Genomic DNA, 19,938 nt, shown 5'->3' with positions numbered 1-19,938 from the left:
CCCCGTCCGAGCCGGGCCGGGCGACTATCGTTGCTCCGTGCCCGGCGCCTGACGACGGTCGCCCGACCGGCCGGCTGGGCGGGAAGGGGGCCAGGTGTCGCACGCCGAGTCGGGCGAGGCGGTCGCCGACCGGGAGGAGCCGCGCGGCGACCCGGCCCGTCCGGTGACGATTTCTTACATCGCGGCGACGGCGGGGGTCTCGGTCCCGACGGTCTCGAAGGTGATCAACGGCCGTTCCGGCGTGGCCCCCGACACGCGCGCCAAGGTGGAGGCCCTGATCAGCCAGTTCGGCTACCGCAGGCCGGCACCCACCGTCCGCAGCAACATGATGGAGCTGGTCTTCGACCAGCTGGAGCACATGTGGGGGATCGAGGTCATCCGTGGCGTGGAACGGGTGGCCCGGCAGAACCGGGTCGGCGTCGTACTCACCGAGTTCGGGCCGGAGCACAACGCGATCCACTACTGGATCGACGACACCCTGGCACGGCGCCCGGACTGCATCGTGTCGGTGGCCCAGCTCTCGGACGAGCAACGGGACCTGCTCCGGGCCCGGGGCATTCCGTTCGTGGTCTTCGATCCCACCGTCGAGCTGCCCGACGGGGTCCCCTTCGTCGGAGCGACGAACTGGGCCGGTGGCCGGTCGGCCACCCGGCACCTGATCCGGCTCGGACACCGGCGCATCGCCATGGTCGCCGGTCCCGACCGGGTGCTCTGCTGCCGCGCCAGGCTGGACGGCTACCGCGCGGCGATGGAGGCGGCCGGCCTGCCGGTCGAGGCGGATCTCGTCGTCCGTGCCGAGCTCACCACCGCCGACGGCCACGCGGCCGCCGTGCACCTGCTCGACCGTCCGGGACGTCCCTCGGCCGTCTTCGCCAGCAACGACCTGCAGGCGCTCGGGGTCTACCGGGCGGCGCGGGAACTCGACCTGCGGGTCCCGGCCGACCTGAGTGTGGTCGGCTTCGACGACCTGCCCGTCGCCGCCCTGGTCGACCCGCCGCTGACAACCGTCCGCCAGCCGCTCACCGAGATGGCCGTGGCCGCGACCGAGCTGGCCCTCGCGCTCGGCCGGGGGGAGACGACCGAGCGGATCGGCCTCGAACTGGCGACCACCCTGACCGTCCGGGCGAGCACGGCGGCGCCGGCGGGCTGAGCCACCGCATGCTCGTCGGGGCATGGGTGGCTCCGGTGGTCTGCCGGTGCGTCAGCGGTCCGCGGCTGCCATCGTCTGCTGGCGGGCCAGTAGCCGCGACACGCCGTCGGCGGTCATCGGCCGGGCCAGATGGTAGCCCTGTCCGCAGGTGTAACCGAGTTCCCGGAGTACGGCGGCCTGCTCGGCGTTCTCGATCCCCTCGGCGACGGTGTCCAGGCGGAGGGCACGGGCGAGCTGGATCACCGCGCGGGCCACCGCCTGCCGGGCGTCGGCGGCGGCCGGCTGGCCGTCGTCGATCTCGATGCCGTCGACGAAGGACTTGTCGAGCTTCACGATCGCGGCCGGGAAGGCGCGCAGCAGGCTGAGCGACGATTCGCCGGTACCGAAGTCGTCCAGGGACAGCCGGATACCCATCCGGTCGAGTTCGTACAGTGCCCGGGAAACCTGCTGACCCCGAAGCACTGCCGACTCGGTCACCTCCAGCACGAGCCGCTCACAGGGCAACCCGCTGTCGGCCAGTGCGGCGGCCACGTCGGAGACGAAGTCGGGGTCGTGCAGTTGCCGCGCGGAGACGTTCAACCCCGCCTCCCGCAGCGCGTCCGGCCCGAACTCGGACGACCACGCCGCCGCCTGGCGGCACGTCTCGCGGAGCACGAACCGGCCCAGCGGCACGATCAGGCCGGTCCGCTCGGCAGCCGGGATGAACTCGCCCGGAGAGACCACCCCACGGGTCGGGTGATGCCAGCGGACCAGCGCCTCGACCCCGACCAGCCGGTTGTCGTGCAGCCGGAGGATCGGCTGGTAGACCACCCGCAACTCGTCGTCGTCCAGGGCCCGCCGCAGTTCGCCGCCGAGCTGCATGTGCGCCAGCACGGGCTCGCCCATGCCCTCCGCGTACCGCACGAAGCTGGCCTTGCCGCGCTGCTTGGCGGTGTACATCGCGACGTCGGCGTCCCGCAGCACCGAGTCGACCGTCGCGCCCGGCTCGGCGCCGGCGATGCCGATGCTGGCCTGCACCAGCAGGCGGTGTTCGCTGATCGGGCGGCTCAGCGCGGCCAGCAGGCGGCCGGCCAACTCCTCGGGGTCGGCGCCGGTGAGCAGCACCGCGAACTCGTCGCCGGCCACCCGCACCGGCAGGCCGTGATCCCCGACCTCGGCCCGCAGCAACTGCGCCACCGCGACGAGCAACCGGTCGCCGACACCGTGACCGAGCAGGTCGTTGACGGTCTTGAAGTCGTCCAGGTCGACCAGGAGCACCGAGGTCGGTGCCGTCGCGGCCAGCGCGGTCGCGAGCCGGTCCCGGAACAGTGCCCGGTTGGCCAACCCGGTGAGGGCGTCGTGGCTGACCTCGTACTGTAGGCGCTCCTCCTGAAGACGCGTGTTCCGCAGCAGCCGGGCGTTCTCCCGGAACGCGATGAACTGCCGGGCCCCGACCAGCGCGGTCACCACCACCGCGGCGACCAGGACCACCCGGACCGGCCAGCTCAGCGGCGCCCCGGCCGCGACCGCGACCAGCGGCACGTCGACAGCCAGCACGGCCAGGTAGGGCAGCAGCACGCCGCTGCGGGCCGGGGCACGACGAAGCCCCAGGTCGGCCCGCCACTGTGCCGCGACACCCAGCGTGACCAGCACCGGGGTCAGCGGCATCACGACCGCCTGGGCGGCGATACCGGCGGCGTACCCGAACCGCACCGCGAGTACGGCCACGATCCCCGCGGTGACGCCACCGCTGGCCGCGACGAGTCGCAGCGCGACGCGGTCGACCGGGCCACCCAGGACGTACGAGACCTTCGTCGCGGCTCCTAACGCGACCAGGAACGCGAGCCCGACCAGCGCCATCGCCTGCCGGCTCCACCGCTCCTCGGCGGAGAACATCGGCGCCAGTCCGAGATACCACAACACGGTCGCGCAGCCGAGGAACGCGATCGTGCGGTCGAGCACCATGCGCCACCACTCGACGCCGCCGGGCAGCACGACAGGCACCCGGGCCACCGCCCAGACGGCGGTGCCGAACCCGAGCGCCACGCAGGCCGCGGCCGGCAACGGCATGCTGCGGGTACGCGCCTGGGCGGCGTGCGTCAGCATGTCCGCCGCCAGCCAGCCGTACCCGATCGTGATCACGCCCGCCGCGCCGAGCAGGGCCCGCCAGAAGCGCCGGGCGACCGGGTTGGGAGTGCCGCCCCGGACCATGTGGAACACGGAGGCGGTGGCGAGCACACCGCCGACGGGGACGAAGACGTACGCGAGTGCCTCGCTACCGGCGCCGACCGTCAGGTACGCGACGTACCAGGCGGTGCCGACGGCCGCGATTCCGCTACTGGCCAGCACATATCTTCGGGCGGCCCGACAGCCGCCGGCATCAGCGACCTCGACCGCGGGTCCCGCCACCGACCGAAGCGCCTCTCGCGTCACGGCCCTGACGATATCCTGGCAATTGTGTACCGCATCTCACCCGAACGTTCGGAACTCATCCGTGGGTGCACGGCACTTCCAGTCGGTCCGTTCCGGTAGACGCGGAAAGCGTCACCGAGGCATCGGCCCGCTGCTTAGCGGGCACCGGAAGTACGTGTTAGGAGAGCGGTCCGGGAAACAGCTCGAATTGTTTCATCAGTTCCCGTGGAATAGCGATGCGCCGGGGTGGGTCGAGCACCAGATGGCACGCGCCGGCCGGACGACCGGGTCGAGGCGCGTACCGCTTCCACCAGCAGGTATGTCGGCTGGCTCCTGCGACCCGGTCTGCTGTCAGCCGGTCGCCTACACCCACTCGCACCTGCCCGGCAGTCTCCACGGGTCGACTCCCGTACTGACGGACACGCTGTCCGACCCTCGGCCGAGGAAGAGCCGGGGACGCCACGGCGAAATCCGGCCGGCCGCTCGACCCGGGCTCGCTCCGGACGCTGTCCATACACGTCGGCCAGGTCGTTCGAACTGTCGAACAGGCGCAGGACGACCGGCTCCGGCCCATTAGTACGATCGACTGCGAGACACAGGTCGAGCAGGCAAGTCTCGCGACCCCGCCGACCCGAGAAAACGAGTTCTCCGGTCTTGCCGGTTCGGCGGCAATCCCGGTCACGGCCGATCGGCTGCGGCGGCCGGGGTCAGGGCGGTGTGCCGAACAGCGCGTCGGCCCGCGCGGTGCGTACGTAGAAAACCAGCCGACCGGCCCGCTGCCGGGCGACCAGGCCGGCTGCCGCCAGCCGGGCGAGATGGGCCGAGACGCCGCTCGCCTGGGCGCTGGTGATCTTCAAGGTCGGGTTCGACAGCGTGCTGCTGATGTCGTTCCGTCAGCACGTCACGCCGCCGTGGCTGCTGGGACGCATCAACGGCACCCTGCGGGTGGTGTTCAGCGGTGCGCTCACCCTCGGCGGCGCGGCGGCGGCACTTGTCGGTGAGGTCTCCGGTCCACGTACCGCCACCTGGGTCGCCTGTGCCGCCCTCGCACTCGTGTGGGTGCCGATCCTGCGATCCCCGATGCGCCGGCAGACCCTCGACGGGACATGATTCGCCCGACGACCCGCGCCGTGCCCCGGACGCCGGTCCGCCCCCGCCCCGCTACCGCGACCCGCCGTGCGGAACACCGGAACCGGATCCGTTTGCGCGGATCCCGTCAATCCCGCCGGGCTACCACCCGGGCACCTTCCGGCGGTGGTGTCCCGGAGAGTAGGCTCCGCCCTGGTGTGCCGGGAAGTCTGGTCGGCGTTCTGTTCGTCGCCGACCAGGGGAGATCTCCGTGGCTGTTCCTGCCATTCGCACGACCGGGTTGACCAAACGCTACGGGACCGTCCGTGCGCTGGAAGCGCTGGATCTGGAAGTTCCGGCCGGTGAGGTGTTCGGGTTCCTCGGGCCGAACGGCGCGGGTAAGTCCACCACGATCCGGCTGCTGCTGGGGCTGGCCCGCCCGACGGGCGGCCAGGCGTGGATCTTCGACGGCGATGCCGCCGACGTCGCGGTGGCACACCGGTCCATCGCGTACGTGCCGGCCGACGTGGCGCTGTGGCCGGACCTGACCGGTGCGGAGACGTTGGAACTGCTGGGACGGACCGGTGCCGGGGTCGACCGCGCCTACCGGGACGAGCTGGTGGACCGGTTCGCGCTGGACCTGTCGAAGCCGGGACGGGCGTACTCGACCGGCAACCGTCAGAAGGTCGCCCTGGTCGCCGCCTTCGCCACCCGGGCGCCGCTGCTGGTCCTGGACGAGCCGACCAGCGGACTGGACCCGTTGATGGAGCGCGAGTTCCAGACTGCGGTGGTCGAGGCCCGTCGGCGTGGGCAGACCGTGTTCCTGAGTTCCCACCAGCTCGCCGAGGTCGAGGCGGTGTGCGACCGGGTCGGGATCCTCCGCGCGGGCCGGCTGGTGGAGGTCGCCGGGATGCCGGAGTTGCGCCGCCTGCACCGGAGCCAGGTCGAGGTCATCTTCAACGGGCCGATGCCGGTGCTGGACGGCGTGCCCGGGGTGGAGACGGTGGAGAACCTCACGCCCGCCCGGCTGCGTTTCACCCTCACCGGCCCACCCGGTCCGGCGTTGCGGGCGATGGCGGCGGCGGACGTGACGGCGCTGCGGGTGCACGAGCCGACCCTGGAGGAGATCTTCCTCGACTACTACCCCGAGGTGTCCCGGTGACCGCCGTCGACGCCGCCGCGGGACGGCTGCCGGTGGGCACCGACGGGGATCCCGGTGGACGCATCGTCAGCCGGTTCGCCGTGCGGCAGATCCGACGTGGCGCCCTTGTCGTCATCGCGCTGCTGGGCGGGATGTCCGCCATGGTGGCAGCCACCTACACCAACACCGTCCGCGACGCCCTGGACGCCGCCGCGCTGGCCGCCCTGGCCGAGAACCCGGCGATCCGTACGCTCTTCGGCAACCCTGTCGCCCTCGACGACCCGGGCGGGTACACCGTCTGGCGTACCGGCACGGTGCTCGGGGTGCTCGCCGGGGTGTGGGGACTGCTCACCGTCACCCGGATCACCCGGGGCGAGGAGGACGCCGGCCGGTGGGAGCTGCTCGCCGCCGGCCGGGTGCCGGTGGCGTCGCTGGTGGCCCGGCACGTCGCCGTCGTGCTCGCCGCGCTGCTGGTCGCCGGGCTCGGCGCGGCCGGCTTTCTCCTCGCCGCCGGCACCGCACCCGTCGGGGCGCTGCTGCACGGTGTCGGACTGGCGCTCGTCGGGATGTTCTACGCCGTTGCCGCGGCGCTTGCCGCACAGGTCTTCGCCACCCGGCAGGCGGCCAGCGGCGCCGCCGTAGCGCTGCTCGGCGCCGGGTTGCTGGCGAGAATGGTCGGCGACGGGGTACCCGCGCTCGGCTGGCTGCGCTGGCTGTCGCCGTTCGGGCTGGTCGCGCTCGCCCAGCCGTACGCGGCGAACCGCCCGCTGCCCCTGGTCGTACTGGCGGCCGCCGTCACGGCCCTGCTGGTGGCGGCCGTCGTGGCCGCCCGGCACCGTGACGTCCGTGGCGGCTGGCTCGGCACCCCGGCCGGTCGGCGGCCCCGGCTGTGGCTGCTCGGCTCGGTGCCCGGTTTCGCGGTCCGCCGCCTCGTCCGCCCGCTGGCCGGCTGGCTGCTCGGCGTGGCCGCCTACTACCTGCTCATCGGGCTGCTCGCGGTCTCCATGACCGATTTCCTGGCCGACAACCCGCGGTTCGCCGAGCTTGCCGGGCAGGCCGGGTTCGGGGGCCTCGGGTCGGTCGACGGTTACCTGGCCGCGCTCTGCTCGCTGCTCGCCATCCCGGTCGGGCTGTTCGCCGCGACCCGGATCGCCGGCAACGCCGCCGACGAGACCGACCGGCGGCTCACCCTGCTCTACGGCCAGCCCGTCACCCGGCTCCGGCTGCTCACCGCCGAGGCCGCGACCACGGCCGGTGGTGCGGTGGTGCTCACCGTCGGGGCCGGTCTGGCGGTCTGGGCCGGCGCCGCAATCGTCGACGCGCCGCTGGGGGCCGGCGCCGCGCTGGCCGGCTCGCTGAACGTGCTGCCAATCGGAATGCTCTGCCTGGGTGCGGCGGTACTCGCACTCGGCTGGCTGCCCCGCGCGGTGTCTCTGGTCGGCGCCCTGCCTGCCGCCGGCGGGTTCCTGCTCCAGGTGACCGCCGACAGTGTCGGAGCGCCGGCCTGGGTCGCCTGGATCTCCCCGTTCGCACACCTCGCCCCGGTCCCGGACCTGCCGCCGGACTGGCCGGCGACCGCCGTCATGCTGGGCGTCGCCGCCGTGCTGACCTCAGTGGGAGCGGTCGGGTACCAGCGCCGTGACCTGCTCGGCTGAACACCGGCCAAGTCGGCGCGGTGCACGGAGGATCCGACAGGCGACAGGCGACAGGCGACCGGCGTAAGGCGACAGGCGACAGGCGACAGGCGTCAGGTGGCGGGTGGCAGGACGACTACCTTTCCGGACAATGCGCCCGTGGCGGCCCGGGCGTGCAGCGCCGACAGCTCGGCCAGGGGGACCCGCTCGGCGACGTGGACGTGCAGCTCGCCGGTGTCGACAAGCGCCACCAGCCGCGCCAGCTGGGCGGCGTCGCTGCGGACGAACAGGTCGATGCCACGCACCCCGCGCTGCTCGTCGGCGGGTGTGGGCATCCACACCGTCGTGCTGACCAGGACTCCGCCCGGACGGATCAGGCCGACCAGTGCGGCCAGCTGCTCCGGGGTGATCGGCGCGAGATTCAGTACGACGTCGACCGGCTCGGTCACCGCCGAGGTCACGTCCGTGGTGGTGTGGTCGACAACCTCGTCGGCACCGGCCGACGTGACGCGCCCGCTGCTGCGCGGGCTGGCGGTGGCGATCACGTACGCGCCCGCATTGTCGGCCAGCTGTACGGCGTAGCCGCCTACCGAGCCGCCCGCACCGTTGACCAGCACGCGCTGCCCGCTGGCGAGCCCGGCGTGGTCGAACAGCGCCTGCCAGGCGGTGAGACCGACCACCGGCAGCGCGGCGGCGTCAGCCAGCGGGATGCTCGTGGGCGCCGGCGTCAGGTTCTCGGCCGGCGCGAGGGCGTACTCCGCCGCCGCGCCGGTTTCCGTCATCGGCAGGAAGCCGACAACCTGGTCACCGACCTGCCTGCCGGTCACGTCGGCGCCCAGGGCGTCGACCGTACCGGCGACGTCGAGGCCGGGAGTGTGCGGCAGCGTCACCGGGATCGGATTCTGCATGAAGCCTGCCCGGATGTTCCCGTCGATCTCGTTGAACGACGTCGCGGCGACCCGGATACGGACCTGTCCCGCGGCGGGGACCGGCTGCTCCACCTCCTCGTAGCGCAGGACGTTCGGGTCGCCGTACTCGTGGAAACGCACTGCCTTCATGGGTTTCTCTGCTCTCGTTCATGTCCCGCGATCCGCACCCGAAAAGCTTTCAGACCTCAAACTGACATAACCGGTTATATGTCATGATTCGATGTGCTGTCAGCCGGACCGGTAACGGGTTGCCAACTCCGCCGACCCGCCACCGGGTTCCGAGGCGTCCCTAGCCGAGGAGCGAGCCGAAGTCGCGGCAGGTAAGCGGTGCCTGGGACAGCGAGCCGTCGGCGCGCGGGATACCGAGTGGCTCGTTGTCGTGGCGGAACGTGACCTGGTTTACCGCCGGATGTCCGACGACTGTGCAGACGATCTGGCCGAAGGCCAGGACCTCGTCGGTGCGGCCCGCTTCGGCGAGCCGGTCGCCGACGTGGACCGTCGCCGTGTCGCCGGTCACCCGCACCGTCGTCATCGGGTCCACGCCGGTGAGCGCGGTGCCCAGGCCCGCGTCGCGTTCCTGCTCGGAGGGGCCGGCGAGCAGTGTCGTCAGGAGGGCCGCCGGTGCGGACGGGGTCGGAACCTGGCGGGTCACGACGACCAGCCGGTCGTCCCGGACGTAGTACAGCCGCTCGCCCACCTCACCGGTCGGCGACGCGGCAGGTACCGTCGCGGGCGGCACCCGGCTCGCCGAGGGCTCGACCGGGCGGGGGACGGCCTCCGGTCGTACGCCGCAGCCGGCGAGCGCCACCAGGACGATCACACCCGTGACCGGCGCCCGGCTCCGCACCGCCCAGCCTCCGGCCCGCACCGCCCAGCCTCCTCGGGTCGCCTTCGGGTCACCTCGGGTCATCGCCGTGGCTCCTCGAGTTCGACCCGGAACCGTGCGCCACCGCCGGGACGATCCTGCACGTCGGCCCTTCCCGAGTGTGCCGACGCGTGCTGGACCACCAGGGCCAGCCCGAGTCCGGTGCCGTCGCTGGCACCCCGGGAGTTGGCGCTGCGTCCGCGTACGAAGGGCAGGAAGATGTTCTCCCGGTCGACCGGGTCCACACCCGGGCCCTCGTCGTCGACCTCCACGACGTACCGGCCGTCACCCGCCCGTAGGTGCACGGCACAGGGACCGCCGCCGTACGCGTGGGCGTTGTCGAGGAGATTGCCGATCACCTGCCGCAACCGGCGTGGATCGACCCACCACCGGGAGGGGCCGGTACTGCGCACGAGCGCCTCGGGTAGTCCCCGGGACCGGCAGACCTGGCGGGCGAGCGCCGGTGCGTTGATCTCCTGGCGCTCGATGGACAGGTCGCCGCGCGCCAACTCCAGCAGGTCGTGCACGAGCCGCTGGAACCGGTGCACCTCCTCGGCGACGAGCCGCGCGGCGGTGGCGGTGCGCTCGTCGAGGTGCTCCCGGCGGCGTTCGAGGAGCGAGGCCGCGGCGGCGAGCGTCTGGAGCGGGGAGCGGAGTTCGTGACTGACGTCGGCGGCGAACCGGCGGTCCCGGCGCATCCGTTCGGAGAGCTGGTCCACCATCTGGTTGAACGAGGAGGTGAGCTGGCGCAGGTCCGGCTCGGTCGCCGGGTTCAGGCGGGCGTTCAGGTCTCCGGCGATGATCTCCTGAGCCGCGCCGGCCACCGAGGCCAGCGGGCGCAGTGCGTGCCGGGCCGCGTACCAGCCGAAACCGGCGCCGGCTCCGGCCGTCGTGATCGCGACCATGCTGAGCACGAGCGCGAGCACCCGCAGCGTGTGGTCGAGTTCCTCGAGCGAGTCGACGTGGTAGAAGCTCGTCGTGGGGGAGAGGGGTACCCCCACCACGACCGCCGGCGTCCCGTCGGTCTCGATCCGCTGTATGCCCGCCTCGCCGGCGGCGACGAGGTCCTGGAGCGGACCCGGGATGGCCGAGGTGAGACCGGAGTCGGCGTTGCGGGCGTACCAGGCGCCGTTGCGGTTGAGCAGGGTCCGCCGGTTCTCACCGGTGTTGAGGGAGCGCAGCGTGTCGATGATCCTCGGCTGTTGGGCGTCCAACTCGGCGCGGACCACCGTCGCCTCGAAGTACGCGGCCCGGATCGCGGTGCGCTCCCGTTCCGCCAGCAGCGAGTTGCGGGTGAGCTGGTACGACAACGCCGCCATCGAACCGGACAGCACGAAGGCGCCGGCCGCGAATCCCGCCGTCAACCGGGTACGGAGGCCGGCGCGGCTCATCGTTGCAGCTTGTAGCCGAGTCCGCGGACCGTGACGACGTACCGGGGCGCGGAGGGGTCGTCCTCGATCTTCTGCCGCAGCCGGCCGATGTGGACGTCCACCAGACGTTCGTCGCCGACCGCGTAGTCCCAGACCCGCTCCAGCAACTGCTGCCGGGACAGCACCCGGCCGGCGTGCTCGGCCAACTCGCAGAGCAGGTGGAACTCGGTCCGGGTCACCGGGATCTGGGTGCCGCGCCGGCGAACCTCGCCGGCCTCGGGCAGCACCTCGAGGTCGTCGAAGACGAGCGCCGTGACCGGGGCGAGGCCGGCGAGGGAGCGCCGGCGCAGTGCCCGCAGCCGTGCCGTCAGCTCCTTGACCGCCACCGGCTTGACCAGGTAGTCGTCCGCGCCGGCCTCCAGCGCGGCGACGATGTCGTGCGTGTCGTCACGGGCGCTGATCACCACGATCGGTACGTCGTCGGTGCGCCGCAGCTGCCGGATGCATTCGAAGCCGTCGACACCGGGAAGCATCAGGTCGACCAGAATCGTGTCGGCCTGCTGCGAACGCTGTGCGGCCAAGCCCTCCTCCGCACTGGGCACCCCGCTCGCGGCGTATCCCTCGTCCTCGAGCGCGAGCACCAGCGACGTGCGGATGCGGTCGTCATCCTCGATCACCAGTACCTTCGTCATCCACCCATCATGCTGCTCCGTTCCCGCCAGTGGAAATCACCGGTACCGGCTCGGCGGTGCCGGTCGGGCGGCCGCTGGTGGCTTTGTCATCTGATCGTCATGAACCCGGGGACAATCCGCCATGCCGGATGGGCAGGCTGTGCCGCATACCGACGGGACGAGCCGGAGGGGGTGACATGGGGCATTTGGTTCGAGCGACGGCACAGGTACCGGGAGCTTCGGGCGGGCCGGCCGAGCCGGTCGAGGTGTTCGTCGACGGGGAACTGGACATTGCCCGGGTACCCCGGCTCGGCGCCGTGCTCGACGCGATCCTCGACCGGCGACCGGCCCGGTTGGTGATCGACCTCGCCGACTGCCGGCGGGTCGACGCGGCCGGCGTCTCGCTCCTGCTGGACACGCACCGCCGGCTGATGCGCTCCGGCGGCGAGGTGACGCTCCGCCATCCCAGTACCCGGGTGCGCCGCATTCTCCGGATCACCCGGCTGCTCAACGTCCTCCGGACGGAGCCGGCCGAACCGGCAGGAGAGCCGTCCGGACAGGCGGCCGTGGCGGCGGACCCGCCCGGCGGAGCGACCTTCCCGGCTGATTCGCCCGGCGGAGCTGCCTTCCCGGCTGATTCGCCCGGCGGAGCTGCCTTCCCGGCTGATTCGCCCGGCGGAGCTGCCTTCCCGGCGGACGAGCGGAGCACCGTCGTCGCTCCGCCTCGCCCCGACCGCGATCCCGGACTTGTGCCGGCTGACCCAGATCTTTGCGCGTCCCCTCCCCCCGGGGAACGCGTGGCGGGGCCGGTATCGGTTCGAACCGGCCCCGCCACGCGGGGCGACCTCGGGTCGGGTTCTGGTCCGGCGGGCGCCCAGCGCCCCGACCCCGACCACGGCGGTGCGGGGCGGGTGGGATCGGAGCCGGCGGGTGCGCGGGGGCGGACATGAGCGTCGTACCCGCCGCCGCCGGCAGGGCGACGCTGATCTGTGACATCTGCGGCGGAGACGTCGAGGTGCCGGACCACGACCTGCGGGACGACGACGTCGTCTGGCCGCTGCTCGACGCCGAGGGCTGGGCCGGCTCCGCCCTCGCCACCGGCCCGCACCAGTGCCCCCGCTGCGCCGCCACGCCACTGCTGGCCCCGCCCCAGCTGGCCCCGCCCCAGCTGGACCCGGCCGGGCTCGGCTCCAGATCGAAGACCGCGCAGCGGCGACCGCCCGTGCGGGTACGCCAGCTGCCGGACGTCACCGTGCTGGGCATCGACGGTGACCTGGACACCGTCGTGGCGGGCCGGCTCCGGGCGGTACTCGCCGCGGCCATCGGCGCGGGCCGGGACGTGGTGCTCGATCTCGCCGGCACCGGCGTCATCGACCCGGTCGGGCTCGGCCTGCTGGTACGGGCGCAGCGCGAGGCCAAGAAGGCCGGCCTGGTGGTCATGCTCGCCGCTCCGTCGTCGTTCATCCTCACCGTGCTGCACACCATGCACCTGTTCCGGGTCTTCCCGATGTTCCCGGACGTGTCGGCCGCGCTCGGCTGGCGACCCTCGGCCGACCGGACGCGAGGGCCGTCCGCCGACGCGGAAGTCCGGACGGTCGACCAGGAGTCCGGCGGACCGACGTGGCGGATCGGCTGACCTCGACGTGCTGACCGTGTCATGCTGCTGCTGGCTGTTCCACGCCGCCGGCCCTTCGCCGCAACGAGGCCAGGTATGAGACTCACCCAACCCCCACGGACGCGACTGCAACGACTCGTGGCCCGCGGGCCGATCTGGCTGTACCGGCTGGGTCTCGGGGGCCTGCTCGGGCGACGTCTGGTGCTGCTGACCCACACCGGCCGGTCGACCGGGAAGCGCCGGCAGGTGGTGCTGGAGGTCGTCGGCCGGCATCGCGACGGCGGGTACCTGATCGCCTCCGGCTACGGCTCCCGGGCCCAGTGGTACCGCAACGTGCTGGCCGAGCCACGCGTGCTGTTCCAGGTGGGTTGGCGACGGCGGGCCGGGCGAGCCTGCCCGCTACCCGCCGACGAGTCCGGCCGGTACCTGCGCGACTACGCCCGCCGGCATCCGCGCGCCGCCGCGCTGCTGATGCGTACGATCGGTCAGCAGGTCGACGGCTCCGAGGCGGCGTACCAGCGGATCGGCTCGGACCCGGACCGGGGTGTGCCGTTGCTGCGACTGATTGCCGACTGAGTCGCCAGAGCACCGGCGACGTCGGCAGAGCACCGGCGACCGCGCCGGACAACCTCCCCGCGCCGACCGTCACGGCGCGCCGAGCGTCACGGCGGCCACGGCGGCCGGGCGCGGGCGGCGTGGGCCGTTGTGCCGGCAACCGGATCTCTACGGGGCAGCGGATCCGTCCGGGGCAGTCAGGTGTCGACGGCGGTCGGCGAGGTGACGTCCGCGAGAGCACTGCCATCGCCGTATCTCGATCGAGTGATCACACTGAGGCTGCCGTCGGTCTCCAGCACGACGGCGGCCAACTCGGAAAGGTCGCCGACACCCTGGCTCCGGGCGGCCTGACGGATCTCGCTCTCGGTGATGCGTTGACTGCGCATCATCTCGTGCAGCAGGTGGCCGTCACGCACCAGGGCGGTCGGTCGCGACTTGAGCAGTCGCTGCGACGGCGGCCAGCGTACGCTGACCGCCGCGGCCACGAACTGCAGCGCCACCAGCAGGAGGAGGGCGAGTATCCCTTCCAGCGGCGACACGTCACGCGACAGCAGGACGGTGGCGAGCGTGGAGCCCAGGGCGACCGTCACCACGAGATCGAAAGCGCTCAGCTTGGACAGGGTCCGCTTGCCGGACAGCCGCAGGATCAGGATCAGGGCCGGATAGGCGGCCAGGGCGACGATCGTCAACCGCAGCAGGTCAGCAGGATTCTGTGACAGCACCTTTCCGTCCTACCCGCGTCGTCGTCACCGCATTCGGCCTGTCCGCAGTCTGGGCGGTCGGACCGCTGGGCGGTCGGGCCGCTGGGCGGTCGGGCCGCTGGGCGGTCGGGCCGCCTGGCAGGACCGGTCAGGCGCTGCCGTTCACGTGCTGTGCCCCGGCCGGCGCCGGCCGGGCCAGCACGTCGGTGAGGCCGCGAGCGCGGAGGTGCCGGTCGACGCCGGGTTGCGGATCGATGGCCACGAGGGTGCAGTTGCACGCGGCGGCGGTACTGTAGCCCGACTTCAGGGCGTCCACCCCGGCGTCGTCCATCGCGGGAACGGCGCGCAGGTCGACGAGGATCGTGTCGGGCTTGGTGGCGGCCAGCACGGCAACCACCCGGTCCTGGAGCTTGGACGCGTTGTCCGAGGTGATCGCGCCGTCGGGTTGGATCGCGATCGCGGCGTTGGGCAGGCGCTGTGTGGTGATGATGAGGGTCATCGTCTTCCTCCGTGCGGGTCGGGCGGCCGTGAGGCCCGTGGCCGCCGAGTAGGGTCGGTTGCGGTCCGGCACACCAGGCCCGGCCGGCAGTAGCTCCGACGGCACGCGGTGGTTGCCGTGGGCGGTGTTGCCGGTTCGGACGGGCCGGTCTCGTCGTACGGGTCAAGCTAGCTTTTCGATGTGGCGGTCCGTCTGCGGGTATACGTCGGTTTCATGACGACGGGCCAATCCGCCGGGCAGGCAGGTGCCGGAGCGCGTATCCGTCGTACGCGACCGTCCATTCGGCGTCGGTGACAACAGGCGGTGTGCGAGTATCGGAATCGCGGTATCTGGCGATGACCGGTTGGGGAATACATGAAGGTCCTGTTGGTGCACCCGAGCGTGCTGATGTACTCGGAGTTGTTCCTTCGGCTGGAGCCGTTGGGACTCGAGTGCGTCGCCGCGGCGGTGCGCGACGCCGGTCATCAGGTCCGGATAGTCGACCTACAGACCCACGACAGGACCGAACTGGCCCGTGAGTTCCTGGATTTCGAGCCGGATGCGGTAGGATTCGGGCTCAATTACCTGGCCAATATTCCCGAGGTCATCGACCTGGCTCGCTGGTTCAAGAAACAGCGGCGGCCACCCTTCGTCTTCGCGGGCGGACACTCGGTCTCGTTCGTGGCCGACCACGTTCTGCGGCAGTCGGAGGGGGCGATCGACGCCGTACTGCGGGGTGAGGGTGAGACCGGCGCGGTGGCACTGCTGGAGGCCGCCCGGGACGGAGCCGCCCACGAGGCGCCGGGCGCCGTCACCCTCAACGGCAGCGGTCCCCGACCGCGCCTGCTGGAATCGATCGACGCGCCACGGCCAGCAAGGGATCTCGTCCGCCGACGCAACCGCTACTTCATCGGCGTGCTGGACCCGGCGGCCTCCGTCGAATTCACCCGCGGATGCCCCTGGGACTGCTCGTTCTGTTCGGCGTGGACGTTCTACGGCCGCAGTTACCGCAAGCTCTCGCCCTCGATCGCCGCCGCCGAGATAGCCGGGATCCGGGAACCCGGGGTGTTCATCGTGGACGACGTGGCGTTCATCCGGCCCGAGCACGGTGACGCCATAGCCGGTGAACTGGAGCGTAGGAAGGTCCGCAAGCAGTACTATCTGGAAACCCGCGCCGACGTCCTGTTGCGCAACACCGAGGTGTTCGCCCGATGGAAGCGGCTCGGCCTGAACTACGTCTTTCTCGGGATGGAGGCGCTCGACGCCGAAGGGTTGGAACTCTTCCGTAAGCGCATCAGTCCGGACGAGAACATGAGGGCGTTGGAGCGGGCCAGGAAGCTGGGACTCTCGGTCGCCATCAACCTGATCGTCGACCCGAAGTGGGACAGGGAACAGTTCCGGCTCGTCAGGGACTGGGCATTGAGCGTACCGGAAATCGTTCACCTGTCGGTGATGACGCCGTATCCGGGAACCGAGATCTGGCATACCGAGTCCCGGAAACTGACCACCCTGGACTACCGGCTGTTCGACATCCAGCATGCGGTGATGCCCACCCACCTGCCGTTGCAGGAGTTCTACCGGGAGTTGGTACGCACGCAGGCCGTGATCAACCGTAAGCACCTCGGCGTCGCCGCGCTGGCCCGTACCGCCGGGCTGGTTGCCCGTCGTCTCGCGCACGGGCAGACCAACTTCGCCAGGATGCTGTGGCGGTTCTCCCGGGTCTACAACCCGGAGCGGCTGTACGCGGAGCACCACCGGCCGGTCCGGTACCACCTTCCGGAACCCACCCCGCACGAGGTGGGGCCGCGCGACCGCAAACAGCTGTACATCCACATCGAGCGCACCGCCCCGCCGAGGCTGGCGGCGACCGGCGACGCGATCTCGGCGCCGGACGCCTGACCGGCGCGGGCCGGACCGGCCAGCCGGGTCGGGTGGGCGGCTGCCGACGGACATCGTCGGCGCGCACGCGGAGCCCACACCCCGGAACCGCATTTAGTGAGGCTCGTCCATATTGACGTTCGGCTTCGTCAGGGACAGGATCTCGGCACCACCACGATCGTGATCCCCCCTGGAGGCGCCATGACCCGTCCCCGCCTGCGGCTCCTGCGGGCAGCCGCCCGGCTGTCCGCACTCGCCGTGGCCACCGCCGGCGTGCTGCTCACCGTCGCCACCCCCGCCAGCGCCGCCGTTCCGACCGGCCGTTACGTCGCGCTCGGCGACTCGTACGCCGCCGGTCCGCTGATTCCCACCCAAATCGACCTGAACTGCCTGCGGTCCAACCGCAACTATCCCTCCCTGGTGGCGGCCTCGGCCGGATCGTCGTCGTTCGCCGACGTCAGCTGCTCCGGTGCCACCACCGACGACATCCTCAACGGTGGCAGCGGCCAGCTGGGCATCGCGGTGCCACCGCAGCTCAGCGCGGTCACCTCGAACACGGCGCTGGTGACGGTGCAGATCGGCGGTAACGACATCGGCTTCTCCGGCATCATCAGCACCTGTGCCGAGGCGAGCCTGAGCAGTCCGCTCGGGTCACCGTGCAAGAACCGGTACACCGCCGGTGGCACGGACCAGTTGCAGGCCCGGATCGCCGCTACCGCCCCGAAGGTGACGAGCGTGCTCCAGGCGGTCCGGCGGGCCGCGCCGGGCGCCCGGGTGGTGGTGCTCGGGTACCCGGCGATCGTGCCGGACAGCGGGTACGGCTGCTGGCCCGTGGTCCCGATCGCCTATCAGGACGTGCCGTATCTGCGCGGCATCGCCAAGTCGCTGAACGCGATGTTGGCCAGTACCGCGACCGCGAACGGCGCCACCTACGCCGACGTCTACACCCCGTCGATCGGCCGGGACACCTGCAAGAGCAGCGGAACCCGGTGGGTCGAGGGACTCGTACCGGAGAACTCCGCCGCTCCCTTCCACCCGAACGCCCGTGGCGAGCAGGGCATGGCCAACGCACTGCTGGCAACGCTGAACAGCTGACCGGTCGGAGGATCCCGCGCCCGTGCGGCGGGCGCGGGACGTCCGGGCCGCCACCTCGTCACCTGCGGCCGTCCCCGGGGACGGCAGCGCCCTGGCGGCCCGGTCGTCCGCCGGGCTTGCCGATGAGGTTCCTACCGGGCCCGGGCCGTGGTCTGGGCCGTCGCGCCTCAGCGCTTCCGGGCGATCCCGCCGTAGCCGTCGACGTGGGCCGGTTGCTGCGGCGCGTCCGGCTCGGGCCGCCAGTGCGGGAAGGAGACCACTCCGGGGTCGACGAGGTCCAGCCCGTCGAGGAACCCTGCGATCTGCGCCGGGCTGCGCACGATGTAAGGGGGCCTGACCGACTCGTTGCGTACCCGGGCCGCCTGCACCATCGCCTCGCTGGTGTTCGTACCGTCGCCGACCAGCAGGTAGCTGCCGGCGGGTACGGCGTCCAGCAGGGTCCGGACGATCGCCCGGGCCTCGTGGTAGGACTCGATCGCGCCCAGGATCCCGAGCAGGATGAGCCCGACCGGCCGGCTGAAGTCAAGCGTCCGGTGCGCCTCGTGCAGGATCTTCTCGGTGTCGCGCAGGTCGGCGTCGATGTAGTCGGTCGCGCCCTGCGGGTCGCTCGTCAACAGGGCACGGGCATGCACCAGCACCAGGGGGTCGAAGTCCACGTAGACGACGCGGGACTCGGGAGCGAGGGCCTGAGCGATCTCGTGGGTGTTGTTGGCGGTCGGCAGACCCGTACCGATGTCCAGGAACTGGCGGATCCCCGCCTGCTCGACCTGGTAGCGCACCGCGCGGGTCAGGAAGACCCGGGACGCGCGGGCCATCGCGACCAGTCCCGGAGCGGCGGCCAGGATCGCCTTGCCGGCCTGCTCGTCCACCAGGTGGTTGTCCTTGCCGCCGAGCAGGTAGTTCCAGACCCTGGCCTGGTGCGGCACACTGGTATCGATCTTCGGCGTCCACTCGGCGTCGGACGACACGGCGTGATCGGTCATGGCACAGCCTTCCGGACTGGTGGGGTTCGGTGCCTGCCCAGGACTCCAGACCCGCCGGCCAGCCGGCCACCCGGCCACCGGGCCTCGACAGTGGCACCCGAACAGAGGCCAGCATAGGCAGTCGTGGTCGCGTTCCGTGTTCCGGGTCGCGGCCGGAGCGCGCCCGCTCGCGCGATCCGGTGCCGCGCTCGCGCGACCCGGCGCCCCGCTCGGGCGCGCCGGTGTCCGGTGCCGGAACCGGTCGGTCCGGCTGCCTCGCCGGTCAGTACGGCGATCCCGGCACTCCGAGGTGCACCTGGTACAGGCCGAAGTTGCCCCAGGTTCCGGAGGTGATGAACAGGGTCCGGCCGTCGGAGCCGCCGAAGGCGGCGTTCGTGGTGTTCCGGCCGGCGGAGATCGTGCCGAGCTTCTCACCGGTGGGTGCGAAGACGTGGATCCGACCGTCGGTGTACGAGGCCCAGTAGACGTTCCCGGCACAGTCCACGGTGGCGCCGTCCGGGCCGGGCAGGCTCGCGAACACGGTGCGTTCGCCGACGCTGCCGTCCGGCAGCAGGTCGTAGCTGAAGACCAGGTTGTCGGCGTTGCCGCCCACGTAGAGAGTCGTCTCGTCCGGTGACAGTACGACGCCGTTGGGCTGGCGGACGGTGTCGTCGACGAGGGACACCTCGCCGTCGCGTACCCGGAACACCCCGGTCATCCCGGCCAGCTCGTCCGGCCGGTTGCCGCGCTGGAAGTTCGGGTCGGTGAAGTAGACGGTGCCGTCGGAGTGGATCGTGAGGTCGTTCGGTGAGTTGAACCGCCGTCCCTGGAAGTCGCCCGCCAGGGTGCCGCGGCTCCGGTCGGACAGCAGGTAGGAGGACACGCTGCGCTGGTCGTGGGTGGCGGCGAGGATCCGGCTGCCGTCCCGGGTCACGGCCAGCCCGTTGCTGCCGGCGTCGTCGAGGAACACGTCGAAGGTGGCCGGCGGGGTGAACCGGCGGATCGTCGAGGGCTGCACGTTCTGCGGACCCGTGCCGCCGCGCATGTCGGAGAGGAGCAGTTGACCCGGTCCGGCCAGCCAGACCGGTCCCTCCAGGAAGCTGAAGCCGCCGCTTATCCTGCTGGCGGTCATGGTGGCGGCGGGCAGCGGTGCCGGGTAGGTGGCGTCCGGATCGCAGGGGGCGGCCGGGTCGGCGGAAACTCCGGCGGCCGTCGGGGCGCCGGTGCGCGCGGTGTCACCGGCATCGGCCGGTGCGCCGGCGACCGTGGCGCCGACGGTCAGGGCCGTCAGCAGGGTCAGGGCACCGGCCAGGGCGGCGCGGGTGGGTCGTCGGAGCATCGGTCGGTTCCAATCGGCGGCGGCGGGGCCCGTGACGGGCCCTCTGCTGGGGCACTCGGCTCGTTGAGCGTCGGCGTGCCTGACCGGGCCCAGGCG

Annotated in this window: 19 protein-coding genes; 9 read left to right on the top strand and 10 right to left on the bottom strand. The window is 72.0% G+C overall.

Annotated elements, in window-relative coordinates; all coding sequences use genetic code 11:
- Positions 1–94: 94 nt before the first annotated feature.
- Complete coding sequence (locus ACN28A_RS35330) at positions 95–1,150, top strand: LacI family DNA-binding transcriptional regulator (protein WP_421402952.1); 1,056 nt, start codon at positions 95–97, stop codon at positions 1,148–1,150.
- 51 nt (positions 1,151–1,201) lie between these two features.
- Here the strand turns inward: ACN28A_RS35330 and ACN28A_RS35325 are convergent, their stop codons facing one another.
- Entirely contained in the window at positions 1,202–3,478 is a 2,277-nt protein-coding gene (locus tag ACN28A_RS35325) for a putative bifunctional diguanylate cyclase/phosphodiesterase (RefSeq protein WP_421402951.1), read from the bottom strand.
- Positions 3,479–4,248: 770 nt separating this feature from the next.
- Positions 4,249–4,398: a hypothetical protein gene (locus ACN28A_RS35320; protein ID WP_421402949.1), complete on the bottom strand. Its 150-nt coding sequence runs from the start codon at positions 4,396–4,398 to the stop codon at positions 4,249–4,251.
- Between ACN28A_RS35320 and ACN28A_RS35315 the strand changes: the two genes are divergently transcribed.
- From ACN28A_RS35315 to ACN28A_RS35305, 3 genes are all read left to right on the top strand, one after another.
- The gene (locus ACN28A_RS35315) at positions 4,388–4,651 is read left to right on the top strand and encodes a hypothetical protein (RefSeq protein ID WP_421402947.1); all 264 of its coding nucleotides are present in this window, start codon (positions 4,388–4,390) and stop codon (positions 4,649–4,651) included. The genes ACN28A_RS35320 and ACN28A_RS35315 overlap by 11 nt on opposite strands.
- A 229-nt stretch (positions 4,652–4,880) precedes the next feature.
- Positions 4,881–5,771 carry an ATP-binding cassette domain-containing protein gene (locus tag ACN28A_RS35310; RefSeq protein WP_421402945.1) on the top strand — a complete coding sequence of 297 codons (891 nt, stop codon included), beginning with the start codon at positions 4,881–4,883 and terminating at the stop codon, positions 5,769–5,771.
- Entirely contained in the window at positions 5,768–7,405 is a 1,638-nt protein-coding gene (locus ACN28A_RS35305) for an ABC transporter permease (RefSeq protein WP_421402943.1), read from the top strand. Before ACN28A_RS35310 ends, ACN28A_RS35305 begins: the two co-directional genes overlap by 4 nt.
- 92 nt (positions 7,406–7,497) lie before the next feature.
- Here the strand turns inward: ACN28A_RS35305 and ACN28A_RS35300 are convergent, their stop codons facing one another.
- The 4 genes from ACN28A_RS35300 to ACN28A_RS35285 form a co-directional block, all read right to left on the bottom strand.
- Positions 7,498–8,442, bottom strand: coding sequence for an NADP-dependent oxidoreductase (locus ACN28A_RS35300; RefSeq protein ID WP_421402941.1), 945 nt, complete (start codon positions 8,440–8,442; stop codon positions 7,498–7,500).
- Between the two features lie 160 nt (positions 8,443–8,602).
- Positions 8,603–9,223, bottom strand: a complete 621-nt coding sequence (locus ACN28A_RS35295) for a GerMN domain-containing protein (RefSeq protein ID WP_421402940.1) — start codon at positions 9,221–9,223, stop codon at positions 8,603–8,605.
- Positions 9,220–10,569, bottom strand: a complete 1,350-nt coding sequence (locus tag ACN28A_RS35290) for a sensor histidine kinase (protein ID WP_421402938.1) — start codon at positions 10,567–10,569, stop codon at positions 9,220–9,222. Before ACN28A_RS35290 ends, ACN28A_RS35295 begins: the two co-directional genes overlap by 4 nt.
- Entirely contained in the window at positions 10,566–11,240 is a 675-nt protein-coding gene (locus tag ACN28A_RS35285; RefSeq protein ID WP_421402936.1) for a response regulator transcription factor, read from the bottom strand. Before ACN28A_RS35285 ends, ACN28A_RS35290 begins: the two co-directional genes overlap by 4 nt.
- Before the next feature lie 128 nt (positions 11,241–11,368).
- On the opposite strand from ACN28A_RS35285, the gene ACN28A_RS35280 reads away from it, so the two are divergent.
- From ACN28A_RS35280 to ACN28A_RS35270, 3 genes are all read left to right on the top strand, one after another.
- A complete protein-coding gene (locus ACN28A_RS35280; protein ID WP_421402934.1) occupies positions 11,369–12,169 on the top strand; it encodes an anti-sigma factor antagonist in 801 nt (266 codons plus the stop codon).
- Positions 12,166–12,855, top strand: coding sequence for an STAS domain-containing protein (locus tag ACN28A_RS35275; RefSeq protein WP_421402933.1), 690 nt, complete (start codon positions 12,166–12,168; stop codon positions 12,853–12,855). The genes ACN28A_RS35280 and ACN28A_RS35275 overlap by 4 nt, the downstream gene beginning before the upstream one ends.
- Positions 12,856–12,930: 75 nt before the next feature.
- A complete protein-coding gene (locus ACN28A_RS35270) occupies positions 12,931–13,410 on the top strand; it encodes a nitroreductase family deazaflavin-dependent oxidoreductase (protein ID WP_421402932.1) in 480 nt (159 codons plus the stop codon).
- A gap of 176 nt (positions 13,411–13,586) precedes the next feature.
- On the opposite strand, the gene ACN28A_RS35265 is transcribed toward ACN28A_RS35270, so the two are convergent.
- Both ACN28A_RS35265 and ACN28A_RS35260 read right to left on the bottom strand, forming a co-directional pair.
- A complete protein-coding gene (locus tag ACN28A_RS35265) occupies positions 13,587–14,078 on the bottom strand; it encodes a DUF421 domain-containing protein (protein ID WP_421402930.1) in 492 nt (163 codons plus the stop codon).
- A 160-nt stretch (positions 14,079–14,238) separates the two neighbouring features.
- On the bottom strand, positions 14,239–14,589 hold the full coding sequence (locus tag ACN28A_RS35260) for an STAS domain-containing protein (RefSeq protein WP_421402928.1): 351 nt from the start codon (positions 14,587–14,589) through the stop codon (positions 14,239–14,241).
- A gap of 354 nt (positions 14,590–14,943) precedes the next feature.
- Here ACN28A_RS35260 and hpnR point away from each other — a divergent pair, with 354 nt between their 5' ends.
- Both hpnR and ACN28A_RS35250 read left to right on the top strand, forming a co-directional pair.
- Positions 14,944–16,467, top strand: coding sequence for a hopanoid C-3 methylase HpnR (gene hpnR, locus ACN28A_RS35255; RefSeq protein ID WP_421402926.1), 1,524 nt, complete (start codon positions 14,944–14,946; stop codon positions 16,465–16,467).
- A 180-nt stretch (positions 16,468–16,647) separates the two neighbouring features.
- Positions 16,648–17,541, top strand: a complete 894-nt coding sequence (locus tag ACN28A_RS35250; RefSeq protein WP_421402925.1) for an SGNH/GDSL hydrolase family protein — start codon at positions 16,648–16,650, stop codon at positions 17,539–17,541.
- Positions 17,542–17,708: 167 nt separating this feature from the next.
- Here ACN28A_RS35250 and ACN28A_RS35245 read toward each other — a convergent pair whose 3' ends face one another.
- Positions 17,709–18,524, bottom strand: a complete 816-nt coding sequence (locus tag ACN28A_RS35245) for an SAM-dependent methyltransferase (protein WP_421402923.1) — start codon at positions 18,522–18,524, stop codon at positions 17,709–17,711.
- A gap of 262 nt (positions 18,525–18,786) precedes the next feature.
- On the bottom strand, positions 18,787–19,842 hold the full coding sequence (locus ACN28A_RS35240) for an SMP-30/gluconolactonase/LRE family protein (protein ID WP_421402921.1): 1,056 nt from the start codon (positions 19,840–19,842) through the stop codon (positions 18,787–18,789).
- Positions 19,843–19,938 lie beyond the last annotated feature (96 nt).

It is taken from the genome of Plantactinospora sp. WMMB782 (assembly GCF_049179135.1).
In the GTDB taxonomy this organism is placed as follows: domain Bacteria; phylum Actinomycetota; class Actinomycetes; order Mycobacteriales; family Micromonosporaceae; genus Plantactinospora.
The sequence above is the reverse complement of the archived record's forward strand: the minus strand, read 5'-3'. Positions and strand labels throughout refer to the sequence as shown.